Raw genomic sequence first — 13,195 nt, 5'->3', positions numbered from 1 at the left:
GCATACGTACGGTGGACGGCGGGATGACCGCCAGGCGCCACGGCAAGCACCCCAAGGTGGTGCGGATGTCCGTCGAGCTCCCGCTGTGGCGCGCGCTCACCGGCTACCGCGTCCTCACCCTCGTCTACACCCTGTGCCTGGTCGCGCTCTCGTACCGCAAGTACGAGCATCCGCTGGTCGCCGTCGCCTACATGGGCGCGCTCACCGTCTGGATGGCGCTGACCTGGCGGCGTACCACCTCCCCCGAGCGCTGCACCCGGCACTTCCTGATCGCCGACCTTGGCTTCGCGGTCGGCGGGATCCTGCTCACCCTGCTGGTCGACAGCCGCGCCCGGATCATGGACGGCGCGCCGACGCTGCCGTCCATCTGGGCGGCGGGCGCGGTCCTGGGCTTCGCGATCAAGGGCGGCTGGCGCTGGGCCGCGGTGGCCTCCAGCGCGGTGGCGGTCGCCAATCTGGTCGTGCGGCAGGAACTTGCCCGCGACACCATCCACAACGTGGTGCTGGTGTGGGTCGCCAGCGTCGCGATCGGCTATGTCGTCGAGGTGGCGCGCGCCAGTGAGCGCACGCTGGCCCGCGCGCTGCAGATCGAGGCCGCGACCCGCGAACGGGAGCGGCTGGCCCGCGACATCCACGACAGCGTGCTGCAGGTGCTGGCGATGGTGCAGCGGCGCGGCGCCGCGATCGGCGGGGAGGCGGCGGAGCTGGGCCGGATGGCGGGCGAACAGGAGGTCGCGCTGCGGACCCTGGTCGCCGGCGGGCTGGTGCCGTCGGCGCGGCCGGGCACCGCGCGGCCGGTGCCCCACGAGGCCGGCGGGGACGGCGAGGCGCGGTCCGTGCCGTACGAGGAGGGCGCGGCGGGCCGGGCGGCTTCGTCCGGGAGCGTGCCGGCACCGGCCGGCGGTGAGCCCTGCGACGTCCGGGCGCTGCTGGCGCCGCACGCCGGCGCCGGCGTCACGTTCTCCGAACCGGGCGCCCCGGTCAGCCTGCCGGCCGCCGCGGCGGCGGAGCTCGCGGCCGCTGTCAGTGCCGCGTTGGACAATGTGCGGGTGCATGCGGGGGCCGACGCCCAGGCATGGATCCTGGTGGAGGACGAACCGCACGCGGTGATCGTGACGGTCCGCGACGACGGCCCCGGCATCCCCGAGGGCCGGCTCGCGGACGCCGAGCGCGAGGGCCGGCTGGGGGTGGCCCTGTCGATCCGCGGCCGGCTGCGGGATCTGGGCGGCCGCGCGGAGTGGGTCTCGGTCCCCGGCCAGGGCACGGAAGTGGAGTTGACGGTCCCCAAGGGCGCGGCGCCCGAGGGTGGAAGGCGGGGGAAGGCGACGGCGTGAGTGAACAGACGGGCCTGAGGGTCATGGTGGTCGACGACCACCCGATGTGGCGCGATGCGGTCGCGCGGGATCTGTCGGAGGCCGGCTTCGACGTGGTGGCGACGGCCGGCGACGGCCTCCAGGCGGTGCGCAGGGCGCAGGCCGCCTCGCCCGAGGTGCTGGTCCTGGACCTCAATCTGCCGGGGCTGCCCGGCGTGCGGGTGTGCAAGGAGCTGGTCGGCGCCAATCCGGCGCTGCGGGTCCTGGTGCTGTCCGCCAGCGGTGAGCACGCCGATGTGCTGGAGGCGGTCAAGTCCGGCGCGACCGGCTATCTGCTGAAGTCGGCGAGCACGGAGGAGCTGCTGGACGCGGTGCGGCGCACGGCCGCCGGCGACGCGGTGTTCACACCGGGCCTGGCGGGCCTGGTGCTCGGCGAGTACCGCAGGCTGGCGACGGAGCCCGCCCCGGCGACGCCGGACGAACCCGGCGCCCCGCAGTTGACCGAGCGTGAGACCGAGGTGCTGCGTCTGGTGGCCAAGGGGCTGTCCTACAAGCAGATCGCCGAGCGGCTGGTCATCTCGCACCGCACGGTGCAGAACCACGTCCAGAACACCCTGGGCAAGCTCCAGTTGCACAACCGCGTGGAGCTGGTGCGCTACGCGATAGAACGCGGACTCGACGAGGCCTGAGCGGGCGGAGCGCGGGTCCCCGGTCGCAGGCCGGGCGCCGTGCGGGGTTCCGGGGGAGTTTTCGGCGCATGCGCCGCCTTCCCGGGCCGGGGCCGGGCCGTGTCCCGGAGCGGTCCGCTCGTACGGGTGAACACCTCGCATCAACTCCCCGGTAAATCACCGGAATCACCGTTTGTCCCATCCCAGAGTGACCCAGATCACCATTAGCGTGACCGGCGTCGGATCGACCATGGCCGTGCGCGGCCACTGAAACGGGATGTAGGTGATTGCAGCGATGCGGGTCGGAGTACTGACCGGTGGCGGCGACTGCCCGGGTCTGAACGCGGTGATCAGGGGCATCGTCCGCAAGGGCACCCAGGAGTACGGATATGACTTCGTCGGCTTCCGGGACGGCTGGCGCGGGCCTCTCGAAGGCGACACACTGCCGCTGGACATCCCGGCGGTACGCGGCATTCTGCCCCGGGGAGGCACGATCCTCGGCTCCTCGCGGACCAACCCCTTCCAGCAGGACGAGGGTGTCCGCCGGATCAAGGACAACCTCGCCAAGCACGAGATCGAGGCGCTGATCGCGATCGGCGGCGAGGACACCCTCGGCGTCGCGGCGCGGCTCTCCGACGAACACGCGATCCCCTGTGTCGGCGTCCCCAAGACCATCGACAACGACCTGTCGGCGACGGACTACACCTTCGGCTTCGACACCGCCGTCGGCGTCGCCACCGAAGCCATCGACCGGTTGCACACCACCGCCGAATCCCATATGCGCGTCCTGGTCGTCGAGGTGATGGGCCGGCACGCCGGCTGGATCGCGCTGCACTCCGGTCTGGCCGGCGGGGCGAACGTCATCCTCATCCCCGAGCAGCGCTTCGACATCGAGCAGGTCTGCCGGTGGATCGACTCCCGTTTCAAGGTGCGCTACGCCCCGATCGTGGTGGTCGCCGAGGGCGCCATGCCCAAGGACGGCCAGATGGTGCTCAAGGACGACTCCACCGACTCCTTCGGGCACGTCCGGTTGTCGGGCGTGGGGGAGTGGCTGGCCAAGGAGATCGAGGCGCGTACGGGCAAGGAGGCCCGTACGACGGTGCTCGGGCACACCCAGCGCGGCGGCACGCCCAGCGCCTTCGACCGCTGGCTGGCCACCCGCTTCGGGCTGCACGCCATCGACGCGGTGCGCGACGGCGACTTCGGCAAGATGGTCGCGCTGCGCGGCACGGACATCGTCCGGGTGCCGATCGCGGAGGCGACCGCGAAGCTCAAGACGGTCGATCCGGCGCTCTATGCCGAGGTCGGCGTGTTCTTCGGCTGAGGCCGGACGCCCCCGCCGGCTGCCCTCGGTGCCCCCGTCCGTGTTCCGGGGGCACCGCCGGGCGATGGGTCGTATATTCGCTTACGCGGCATATGCACCGATGTGCGGCCCATCGCCCCGCGGCGGGGCCGCTCACCGGCGGTGGCACTGAACCGGCGGGAGAACCGGGAGAGCTCGTGGAGATCGTCGCCTTCGGCGTACAGGTGGATGAGCGTCCGTTCCTGGAGCGGGCCTTCGCCGGCCACCACCAGATCCGCAGCCTGGACGTCTCCCTCAACCGCGACACCGCCCCCATCGCGCACGGCTACGAGATCGTCAGTACCCACGTCAACGCCGATCTGAGCGCCGACGTCCTGCAGACCCTGGCGGCCGGCGGGACGAAGATGGTCGCCCAGCGCTCCACGGGCTTCAACAACATCGATCTCCAGGCCGCGGCCGACCTCGGCATGAGCGTCGGCCGGGTCTCGGCCTACTCGCCGTACTCGGTCGCGGAATTCGCCTGGGCCCTCGCGCTGGCCGTCGACCGGCGGCTGATCCGGGCCGGCCACCGCACCCGCAACTTCGACTTCCGGCTGGACGGCCTCATGGGCCGCGATCTGCGCGGCCGCACGGCGGGCGTGCTCGGCACCGGCAGGATCGGCGAGGCGTTCACCCGGATCGCCCACGGCTTCGGGATGAACCTGCTGGGCTGGGACATCGCCGAGAATCCGCGCTGTGTCGAGCTGGGCATGAAGTACGTCGCATCGGAGCGGCTGTTCGCCGAGGCCGACCTGATCACGTTGCACCTCCCGCTGGTGCCGGCCACCCGGCACTTCGTCGACGCCGCCGCGCTGGCCGCCATGAAGGACGACGCGATCCTGATCAACTCCAGCCGCGGCGGGCTCGTCGACACCGCCGCCCTCGTCGACACGCTCAAGGCGGGCCGGCTCACCGGCGTCGGCCTGGACGTCTACGAGGAGGAGGCCGGGGTCTTCTCCTTCGACAAGTCCCTGGACGTCATCGACGACGACACCCTCGCCCGCCTGATGACCTTCGGGAACGTCCTGGTCACCGCGCACCAGGCGTACTTCACCGAGGAGGCGGTCGGCCAGATCATCGAGGCCACCGTGGCCAACGTCGAGGACTATCTGACCGGCCGCACCAACGAGAACATGCTGGTCACACGAGGACAGCTGCCAGCAGCTGCGCGGTGACCGCGGCGCCGTCCAGCGTCAGCACCGACTCGGGGTGGAACTGCACCCCCGCGAAGCCCGGCCCGCGCAGCGCATGCACCTCGCCGGTCTCCGCGTCCCGGCTCAACTCCACGCGGTGCATGGCCAGTTCGGCCTCCGTGCGGTCGTCGCAGCGGGCCGTGAAGGTGTTGTAGAAGCCGACCGTCTCCTGACGCCCGAAGAAGTCGATCCGCTCCTGTGCGCCCTGGTAGGGCACCTCCTTGCGAACGATGTCCAACCCCAGCTCCGCGGCGAGCAGTTCATGCCCCAGGCACACGCCCAACAAGGAGGGGCGGCCCGAAGGGCCTCGATGAGGGGCGGTGGCCGGGAGACGGGCGGGCCCGTGCCGGTGCTCGGCGACCAGCTCGGCGGTCAGGGAGCGCAGAAAGCGCATCTTGGGGTCGGCGGCGTCGGACGGATCGCCCGGCCCGGGGCCCAGCACGACGGGGCCCTGGTGCGCGCGGGCCGCCTCGCGCAGCCCCGGCTCGTCGAAGCGGCGCACCGTCACGGTCAGCCCCGAGGTGCGCAGCAGATGCGCGAGCATCGCGGTGAAGGTGTCCTCCGCGTCGACGACCAGGGCGTGCCCGCTGAGCTCGGCGGTCGGCGCGGTGGTCTGCATCCGCAGCCAGAAGGGCGCGAGGTCGGCGCGGCGGGCGTCCAGCGCGGCCCGCACCCGCGGGTCGTCGGCCAGCCGCGGTGCCGGGCCCCCGGCGGCCGGGCGCGCCGGTGCCGCGCGGACCCCCAGCGCGGTGAGCACGCCCGCCGCCTTGGCGTGCGTCTCGGCGACCTCGCCGTACGGGTCGGAGGCGCGCACCAGCGTCGCGCCGACCGGCACCCGCAGCCGGCCGTCGGCGGCGATGTCGGCGGTACGGATCAGGATCGGCGAGTCCAGCGTCTGCGCGCCCCCGGCGTCCCGGCCGAGCAGCGCCAGCGCGCCCGCGTAGTAGCCGCGGCCGCGCCCGTCCGGCCCCACCGGCTCGTGCCGCTCGATGACCCGGCAGGCGTTCTGCACCGGCGACCCGGTGACCGTCGCCGCGAACATCGTCTCCTTGAGCACCTCGCGCACATCGAGGGTCGAGCGGCCGCGCAGCTCGTACTCGGTGTGCGCGAGGTGCGCCATCTCCTTGAGGCGGGGCCCGACCACCACCCCGCCCCGGTCGCCGACGGTGCACATCATCTTCAGCTCCTCGTCCACCACCATCGACAGCTCCTCGACCTCCTTGCGGTCACCGAGGAACGCCAGCAGGCTCTCGGGGGTGGGGCCGCCGGCCGGGTAGCGGTAGGTGCCGCTGATCGGGTTCATCACGACCGTGCCCCCGCTCATCCGGACATGCACCTCGGGGCTGGCGCCGACCAGGGTGCGCACCCCGGGGCGGTGCACGACGTACGTCCAGTACGCGCCGCGCTCGCCGGCCAGCAGCCGCCGGAACAGCGCCAGCGCGTCGGCGGCCGAGAAGTCCGCGAGGGTGCCCTCGAACGTCCGGCGGATGACGAAGTTCGCCCCCTCGCCGGTGCCGATCTCGTCCCGCACCACCCGCTCGACGATCTCGGCGTACGCGTCGTCGTCCACGTCGAACGCCCCGTCCGTCACCCGCACGTCGTGCGCCGGCAGCGCCGCCAGCACCTCCTCCAGGGGCAGCTCGTGGGTCTCGTGGGGGCGCAGCACCGCCAGCGGCGTGCCGTCGTCGTGGGCCCGGAAGCCGCGCTCGCGGATCTGCCGGAACGGGACCAGCGCCAGCGCGTCGATGACCGGCTCCTGGGACTCCGTCTCAGCCAGTGGGATATCGGCCAGCCGTGCGACCTCGGTCACCTCGCCGATCAGCACCTCGACCATGGGGGAGGCCGCCTCCCGGCCGGGGGCCCGTCGGCGCAGCAGGGCGAACGGCGGGCAGGCGGGGTCGAGCAGCCGCTGGACGAGCGCGGCGGCGTCGCCGCGGGCGGGGCGGGGGTCGCGGTGCATGGCGGGTTCCTTCCGGAAAGGGCCGGGAAGAGCCGCGAGAGGGAAGGGCCGCCGGAAACGCCGAAGGCCGCCCTCGGGCGGCCTTCGCGAAGTCTGGGATGTGCGCGCGAATCAGTGGGCCGCCGGATGAGCGGTCCACCACCAGTCCTGGTTCATGAACGGTCGCGTGTACACGGGGGGCACCCTACCGGACCGTCCGAGTGCGGTGCGTCTCAAAGTCCGGATGGCGGACGGACACCTCTTCGGGACCCCGTAATGTGGGGCATGTGACCGTGAACGCTGAAACCCACGCCGGTGGCAACACCTGGCGAGACCTGCCCGCGGCGCAGCAGCCTGACTGGCCGGACCAAGAGGCTCTGCGCGATGTGATCGCGGAGCTCGAGTCCTATCCGCCGCTCGTCTTCGCGGGCGAGTGCGACCAGCTGCGCGAGCGCCTGGGAGCGGTCGCCCGTGGTGAGGCGTTCCTGCTTCAGGGCGGCGACTGCGCGGAGGCCTTCGACGCCGTATCCGCCGAGCACATCCGTAACAAGCTCAAGACGCTCCTGCAGATGGGCGCCGTCCTGACCTACGCCGGGTCCGTCCCGGTGGTCAAGGTCGGCCGGATCGCCGGCCAGTACAGCAAGCCGCGCTCCAAGCCCACCGAGACCCGCGACGGGGTGACCCTGCCGACGTACCGCGGCGACTCCGTCAACGGCTTCGAGTTCACCGAGGCGGCCCGCATCCCGGACCCGCAGCGGCTGAAGCGGATGTACAACGCCTCCGCGGCGACCCTCAACCTCGTGCGCGCCTTCACCACCGGCGGCTACGCCGACCTGCGGCAGGTGCACGCCTGGAACCAGGACTTCGTGAAGTCCTCGCCCTCCGGACAGCGCTACGAGGCGCTGGCCCGCGAGATCGACCGTGCGCTGAACTTCATGAACGCCTGCGGGGTGGACCCGGAGGAGTTCAAGACGGTGGAGTTCTTCTCCTCGCACGAGGCGCTGGTCCTCGACTACGAGTCGGCGCTGACCCGCGTCGACTCGCGCACCGGCAACCTCTACGACGTCTCCGGCCACATGGTCTGGATCGGCGAGCGCACCCGTCAGCTGGACGGTGCGCACATCGAGTTCGCCTCCCGCATCCGCAACCCGATCGGCGTCAAGCTCGGCCCGACGACCACGCCGCAGGAGGCGCTCACGCTCATCGAGCGCATCGACCCGGAGCGTGAGCCGGGCCGGCTGACCTTCATCACCCGCATGGGAGCGGACAAGGTCCGCGACAAGCTCCCCGAGCTGGTCGACAAGGTCACCGCCTCCGGCGCGCAGGTCGCCTGGATCTGCGACCCGATGCACGGCAACACCTTCGAGGCGGCCTCCGGTCACAAGACCCGGCGCTTCGACGACGTGCTGGACGAGGTCAAGGGCTTCTTCGAGGTCCACAAGAGCCTCGGCACGCACCCGGGCGGCATCCACGTCGAGCTGACCGGTGACGACGTCACCGAGTGCGTGGGCGGCGGCGACGAGATCTTCGTCGACGATCTGCACCAGCGCTACGAGACCGCCTGCGACCCCCGGCTCAACCGCAGCCAGTCGCTGGACCTGGCGTTCCTGGTGGCGGAGATGTACCGCGACCAGTAAGCGGCGAATCGCACGGAAGTGGGGGGGGGGGGGGGGGGGGGGGGGGCGGCCGGGGGGGCGGGGGGGGGGGGGGGGGGGGGGGGGGGGGGAGGGCGGGAGGATGAGGGGTGGGGGTGAGAGGGGGTGGGGGCCTGGGGGGGTTTTTCCCCCCCCCCCCCCCCCCCGGGAGCACCGGCCGCCCCCCCCCCCCCCCCCCCCCCCCCCCCCCACTGCGTTGTTCGGGCCCGGGGGGCCGTTGTGAAGCCCCAAGGGGCCGGGTAAGGTAAGGGTAACCTCACTCAAGATCAGCTGATCTGGTCGATGAGTCGTCCCCGAGAGCCCCAACGGAGGTGAACCCGCGTGTACGTCTGCTCCTGCTTCGGGATCACCGAGCAGCAGGTTCGCGAGCACGCGGACACGGGCGCCTGCACGCCCCGCCAGATCGCCTCCGCCTGCAAGGCCGGCACCGACTGCGGCAGCTGCGTACGGCGCATCCAGGCCCTGCTCGGCAGGGGCGACTGCCCGCGCCGGGAACTCATCGACAGCGGCGCGTCCGACCCGCTGGCCCCGGAGGACCGCACGCCCGGGCCGCAGCGGGGCGCGGGGGTGGTCGCAGTGGTGCCCGTGGCGCTCTCGGAGGCCGCGTAGTCCCCAGGGCCGTCCGGGCTCCCGCCATCGCGCCGCCCGCTCAGCTCGGCTGCTCGATCACCTGGGCGATGTAGAGCGCCTCCCCGAGCTTCTCGACGAGCTCCAGCTGCGTGTCGAGATAGTCGATGTGGTGCTCCTCGTCCGCGAGGATGTCCTCGAAGATGTTCGCCGAGGTGATGTCGCCCTTGTTGCGCATCAGCTCGATACCGCGCTTGAGCCGGTCGATCGCCTCGACCTCGATCTGCCGGTCGGCCTGGAACATCTCGGTGACCGACTGGCCGACCCGGACGTGGAACAGCCGCTGGTAATTCGGCAGGCCGTCGAGGAACAGAATCCGGTCGGTCAGCACCTCCGCGTGCTTCATCTCGTCGAAGGACTCGGAGCGGGTGTACTTCGCGAGCTTCGTCCAGCCGAAGTTCTCCTGCATCTTGGCGTGCAGGAAGTACTGGTTGATCGCGGTCAGCTCGGCGGTCAGCTGCTCGTTGAGGAATTCGATGACCTCGGGGTCGCCCTGCATGGCTGCGGGCTCCTTCCACGCGAGAACTGGGCAGGTGCCGCGCATCCTCGCACCGCACGGAGAGGGCGTCCAGTAAGTTCACGCTTAGTACGAGTTGCCCGAATCCCTCCCTCCCTGGTCATCGGCACCCCTTCCGGTCTGACAACATGGAGGGCATGGGTCAGCCGGAAAGCCGCGAAGAGGAGCATGCTCAGCTGCCTCCGGGGCAGCGGCTGCAGAGGGGCTGGCCGGTGACGCACTACGGACCGGTCCCGAAGTTCCGCCCCGAACGCTGGGAGTTCCGGGCCTTCGGCGCCACCGCGGACGGTGCGAAGCACTGCTGGTCCCACGAGGAATTCACGGCGCTGCCCTACGCCACGGTCGTGGCCGATATGCACTGCGTGACGAAATTCAGCATGCTGGGAGCCGAATGGGGCGGCGTGCTCACGAAGACCGTCCTGGACCTCGCGCCGCCCGCGCCGGATGTCACCCATGTGATGGTGTGGGCCGAGTACGGCTTCAGCTCGAATCTGCGGCTGGAGGATTTCGCCGCGGAGAAGTGCATCTTCGCCACACACCGCTCCGGTGAACTGCTCACCGCCGAGCACGGCTTCCCGGTCCGCCTGATCGTTCCGCATCTCTACGCCTGGAAGGGCCCCAAGTGGGTCCGCGGCATCGAATACATGCGGGCCGACCGCCGCGGCTTCTGGGAGGAGCGCGGCTACCACAACCTGGGCGACCCGTGGCGCGAGCAGCGCTACTCGTACCAGGAAGAGCCCGGGGACGGGCCCGAGCTCTGAGAGCCCCGGGCCCCGGGCGCCTCCCCGTACGCTCCTAGTACGGCCGAAGCCCCTTCAGGCGCGCCACATCGGCCGCATGCCCCTCCTTGCCGCCCGGGGTCTCCACGACCAGCGGCACCCCGGAGGTCGAGGGGTGGGTGAACAGCTCCGCGAAGGGCTCCGCGCCGATGTGACCCGCGCCGATGTTCTCGTGCCGGTCCTTGTGCGCGCCCACCACGTCCTTGGAGTCATTGGCGTGGATCAGCTTCAGCCGGCCCTCGCCGGTGACCTCCACCAGCTCGTCCAGCAGCGCCTTCATCCCGCCCGGCGCCGCCATGTCGTGCCCGGCCGCGAAGGCATGGCAGGTGTCGAGGCAGACGCCCAGCTTCGGGTGCCGGTCCAGCGCGTCGAAGTACGGCCCCAGGTCCTCGGCCCGGGAGCACAACGAGGCGCCCTGCCCGGCCGTCGGCTCCAGCAGCAGCCACGGGTCGTCGGGGTGCGTCAGCTCGTCGAGCAACGGCCGCATCCGCTCCCTGACCTGCGCCATCGCCGCCTCGCGGGGCCGTCCGCCGGTCGCCGAGCCGGTGTGCACGACCACCCCCAGCGCGCCGATCTCCCGGCCGCGGCGCAGCGAATGGCGCAGCGACGCCACGGACCGCTCGACCGTCGCCTCGGTGTGCGAACCGAAGTTGATCAGATACGGCGCATGCACGTACACCGGCATCCCCTGCAGCGCGCAGGCCGCACGGAACGCCTCGTCCTGTTCGGGACTGCCGGGCAGCGTCGCCCAGCCGCGCGGATTGGCCACGAAGACCTGCACGACCTCGTCACCCATCTCACGGGCGTACGGAATGCCGGTCTTCGCCAGGCCGCCGGCCACCGGTACATGGCCGCCGACCGGATTACGGGCACGGGCGCGCTGCTCGGCGCCCTCGGGGGAGGGGGATCTGCTCACCCTCCCAGGGTGCCAGGTGCCTCGCGGCCGCCCTGCCGCGGATCCCCGCCGCTAGAGCGCACCCTTGAGCTTGATGGTGATCGTGCCGCCCTTCGGAGCCTTCTCACCGGGCTCGACGGACTGGGTGTCGACCTCGTCCTGCGGGAACAGGAACGGCTTCTTCACCTCGACCCGGAAGCCGTGCGCGGTCAGCTCCTTCTTGGCGTCCGCCTCGCTCATGCCGGTGACATCCGGGACGGTGATCATCTCGGGGCCCTTGGAGAGCGTGAGGGTGACCGTCTCGCCATTGCCGAGCGGTTCGCCCACACCCGGCGTCTGCCGGGCGACGGCCCCCTTGTCCTGCGGGGAGAACACCCGCTCCTCGGCGATGCGCACCCGCAGGCCCGCCGCGCGCAGCGTGGCCTCGGCCTCCGCGCGGTCGCTGCCGACCACACCGGGCACATCGATCCGGGCGCCCCGGCTGACGGTCAGCGCCACCGCCGTGTCGGGCCGCCGCTTGGTGCCCGCGGCCGGGTCCGTGCGGATCACCGACCCCGGGGCGACGTCCTTGTCGAAGTCGCGGGTCACGGTGCTCGGGATCAGACCGAGGTCGCGCAGCTTGCGCTTGGCGTCCGCGACCGGGGTCCCCGACAGATCCGGGATGGTGACGATCTCCGGGCCGCGGGAGACGGTGATCGTGACCGTGCCCGTGCCGCGGATCTGCTTGCCGTTCGCCGGGTCCGTCTTCATGACATGGCCGCGCTCCACATTGGAGCTGAAGCCACGGACGACCTTGACCCCCAGCCCCGCGTCCCGCAGCGTCTTGACGGCCTTGTCCTGCGGCATGTCCAGCACCGCGGGGACGGTGGTGAACTGGCCCGAGTTGATGTACCAGACGCCGGTGCCGACGCCGAGGAGCAGCAGCACGGCCGCGATGACGGTGGCGAGCCGCCGCCGCTGCAGCAGCCCGCCGCGGGGCGCCGCGGGGGCGGCCGGCACCGGCCGCAGCCTGGTCGTCTGCTCCGCCGGCGGCACCTCCAGCCGGCTGGTGCGGTTCAGCTGGGCCTCGTCCGTCCCGGGCAGCGGCAGCTGCACACCGCCGGGCCGCGGCAGCACGTCCGTACGCTCCGTGCCGTCGCCCGCCCCGGCGCCGCCCTCGGGCACCTCCCTGGCCTGCGGCGGAACGACGTCCAGCTGCTCGTCGGTCAGCCCCGCCCGGGTTTCCCGCGCCTGTGACAGCAGCGCCACCGCGTCCTGCGCCCGCTGCTGCGGATCGCGGGCGCAGGCCAGCGCCACCAGCTCGTCCAGCCGCGGCGCGAGCCCGGGGACCAGCTCGGACGGCGGAAGTACGTCCTCGTGCAGATGCTGGTAGAGCACCTGCGCCACCGAGCCGCCGGTATGCGGTTTGCCGCCGGTCAGCATCTCGTAGAGCACCACGCCACAGGCGTAGACGTCGACCCGGGCGTCGGCGGTGCCGTGCTCCAGCTGCTCGGGCGCCAGATACGACACGGTCCCCAGGAGCGACCCCGTCGAGGCGGTGGTGTTGGTGTCCACCGCCCGCACCAGACCGAAGTCGGCGACCTTGACCCGGCCGTCGTCGCCGATCAGGACGTTCTCCGGCTTCATGTCGCGGTGCACCAGCCCGGCGCGGTGCGCGGCCCCCAGGGCGGCCAGGATCGGCTCCAGGATGTCCAGCGCGGCCCGCGGCTGCAGGGCGCCGCGCTCGCGCAGCACATCGCGCAGGGTGCAGCCGGCGACGTACTCCATGGCCAGATAGACGTACGTACCGTCGGTGCCCTGGTCGAAGACACCCACCACATTCGGGTGCGACAGCCGGGCGACCGACTTCGCCTCACGGATGAAGCGCTCCACGAACGCCCCGTCGGCGGCGAGGCTCGGATGCATCACCTTCAGCGCGAGCACCCGGTCGAGGCGGGTGTCCACCGCCCGGTAGACCGTGGCCATACCGCCGGCGGCGATGCGTGCCTGGACGCGGTAGCGGCCGTCGAGCAGCTGGCCCACGAGCGGGTCTTGGAGCGTCGTATCCACGGCAGACGAGTCTACGGGTCCGCTGCGCTTGGCCCGCCTCCCACGTTGTCGGCTTTCCCCGCCGTGGGGGTTTGCCACCGTTGCGCCTGCGGCGGGCGGTGCCGCTGCGCGGGGCTTTCGGGTGCCGGGGGGGGGGCGGTGGGGGGGGGGGGGGGGGGGGGCGCGCGGCTTACCGCGAAGACCCAAAACACCCACTCCCATCCCTCCTCCCTGGTTGG

At 72.0% G+C, this 13,195-nt stretch carries 11 protein-coding genes; 7 read left to right on the top strand and 4 right to left on the bottom strand.

The annotated features are described in order from the left end of the window. Positions 1-23 precede the first annotated feature (23 nt). From macS to AC0680_RS30790, 4 genes are all read left to right on the top strand, one after another. Positions 24-1,334: a MacS family sensor histidine kinase gene (gene macS / locus AC0680_RS30805; protein ID WP_478635215.1), complete on the top strand. Its 1,311-nt coding sequence runs from the start codon at positions 24-26 to the stop codon at positions 1,332-1,334. After that, positions 1,331-2,002, top strand: coding sequence for a response regulator (locus AC0680_RS30800; protein WP_384441155.1), 672 nt, complete (start codon positions 1,331-1,333; stop codon positions 2,000-2,002). Before macS ends, AC0680_RS30800 begins: the two co-directional genes overlap by 4 nt. Before the next feature lie 274 nt (positions 2,003-2,276). Continuing rightward, positions 2,277-3,305: a 6-phosphofructokinase gene (locus tag AC0680_RS30795; protein ID WP_478635212.1), complete on the top strand. Its 1,029-nt coding sequence runs from the start codon at positions 2,277-2,279 to the stop codon at positions 3,303-3,305. Between the two features lie 176 nt (positions 3,306-3,481). Further along, positions 3,482-4,498 (top strand): 2-hydroxyacid dehydrogenase, encoded by a 1,017-nt coding sequence (locus AC0680_RS30790; RefSeq protein WP_478635209.1) that lies wholly within the window; start codon positions 3,482-3,484, stop codon positions 4,496-4,498. Here AC0680_RS30790 and AC0680_RS30785 read toward each other — a convergent pair. Then, entirely contained in the window at positions 4,464-6,476 is a 2,013-nt protein-coding gene (locus AC0680_RS30785) for an anthranilate synthase family protein (protein ID WP_478635207.1), read from the bottom strand. The genes AC0680_RS30790 and AC0680_RS30785 overlap by 35 nt on opposite strands. Before the next feature lie 266 nt (positions 6,477-6,742). On the opposite strand from AC0680_RS30785, the gene AC0680_RS30780 reads away from it, so the two are divergent. Continuing rightward, on the top strand, positions 6,743-8,092 hold the full coding sequence (locus AC0680_RS30780; RefSeq protein ID WP_478635204.1) for a class II 3-deoxy-7-phosphoheptulonate synthase: 1,350 nt from the start codon (positions 6,743-6,745) through the stop codon (positions 8,090-8,092). A 339-nt stretch (positions 8,093-8,431) separates the two neighbouring features. Then, entirely contained in the window at positions 8,432-8,719 is a 288-nt protein-coding gene (locus AC0680_RS30775; RefSeq protein ID WP_478635202.1) for a (2Fe-2S)-binding protein, read from the top strand. A 40-nt stretch (positions 8,720-8,759) separates the two neighbouring features. Here AC0680_RS30775 and bfr read toward each other — a convergent pair whose 3' ends face one another. After that, the gene (gene bfr, locus AC0680_RS30770) at positions 8,760-9,236 is read right to left on the bottom strand and encodes a bacterioferritin (RefSeq protein WP_399147535.1); all 477 of its coding nucleotides are present in this window, start codon (positions 9,234-9,236) and stop codon (positions 8,760-8,762) included. 155 nt (positions 9,237-9,391) lie between these two features. On the opposite strand from bfr, the gene AC0680_RS30765 reads away from it, so the two are divergent. Beyond that, positions 9,392-10,015: a sulfite oxidase-like oxidoreductase gene (locus AC0680_RS30765; protein WP_384440754.1), complete on the top strand. Its 624-nt coding sequence runs from the start codon at positions 9,392-9,394 to the stop codon at positions 10,013-10,015. 34 nt (positions 10,016-10,049) lie between these two features. Here the strand turns inward: AC0680_RS30765 and AC0680_RS30760 are convergent, their stop codons facing one another. Beyond that, positions 10,050-10,949: a deoxyribonuclease IV gene (locus AC0680_RS30760; RefSeq protein WP_478635198.1), complete on the bottom strand. Its 900-nt coding sequence runs from the start codon at positions 10,947-10,949 to the stop codon at positions 10,050-10,052. 51 nt (positions 10,950-11,000) lie between these two features. Further along, positions 11,001-12,977, bottom strand: coding sequence for a Stk1 family PASTA domain-containing Ser/Thr kinase (gene pknB, locus AC0680_RS30755; RefSeq protein WP_478635195.1), 1,977 nt, complete (start codon positions 12,975-12,977; stop codon positions 11,001-11,003). Positions 12,978-13,195: the final 218 nt, after the last annotated feature.

Source organism: Streptomyces sp. NPDC043738 (assembly GCF_056436545.1).
This window is presented reverse-complemented; position numbering and strand designations above follow the sequence as displayed.

Excerpts from the sequence above, each read along its gene's own strand:
- macS (WP_478635215.1), top strand. The coding sequence starts at position 24 with ATGACCGCCAGGCGCCACGGCAAGCACCCCAAGGTGGTGCGGATGTCC.
- AC0680_RS30795 (WP_478635212.1), top strand. The coding sequence starts at position 2,277 with ATGCGGGTCGGAGTACTGACCGGTGGCGGCGACTGCCCGGGTCTGAAC.
- AC0680_RS30785 (WP_478635207.1), bottom strand. The coding sequence starts at position 6,476 with ATGCACCGCGACCCCCGCCCCGCCCGCGGCGACGCCGCCGCGCTCGTC.
- bfr (WP_399147535.1), bottom strand. The coding sequence starts at position 9,236 with ATGCAGGGCGACCCCGAGGTCATCGAATTCCTCAACGAGCAGCTGACC.
- AC0680_RS30765 (WP_384440754.1), top strand. The coding sequence starts at position 9,392 with ATGGGTCAGCCGGAAAGCCGCGAAGAGGAGCATGCTCAGCTGCCTCCG.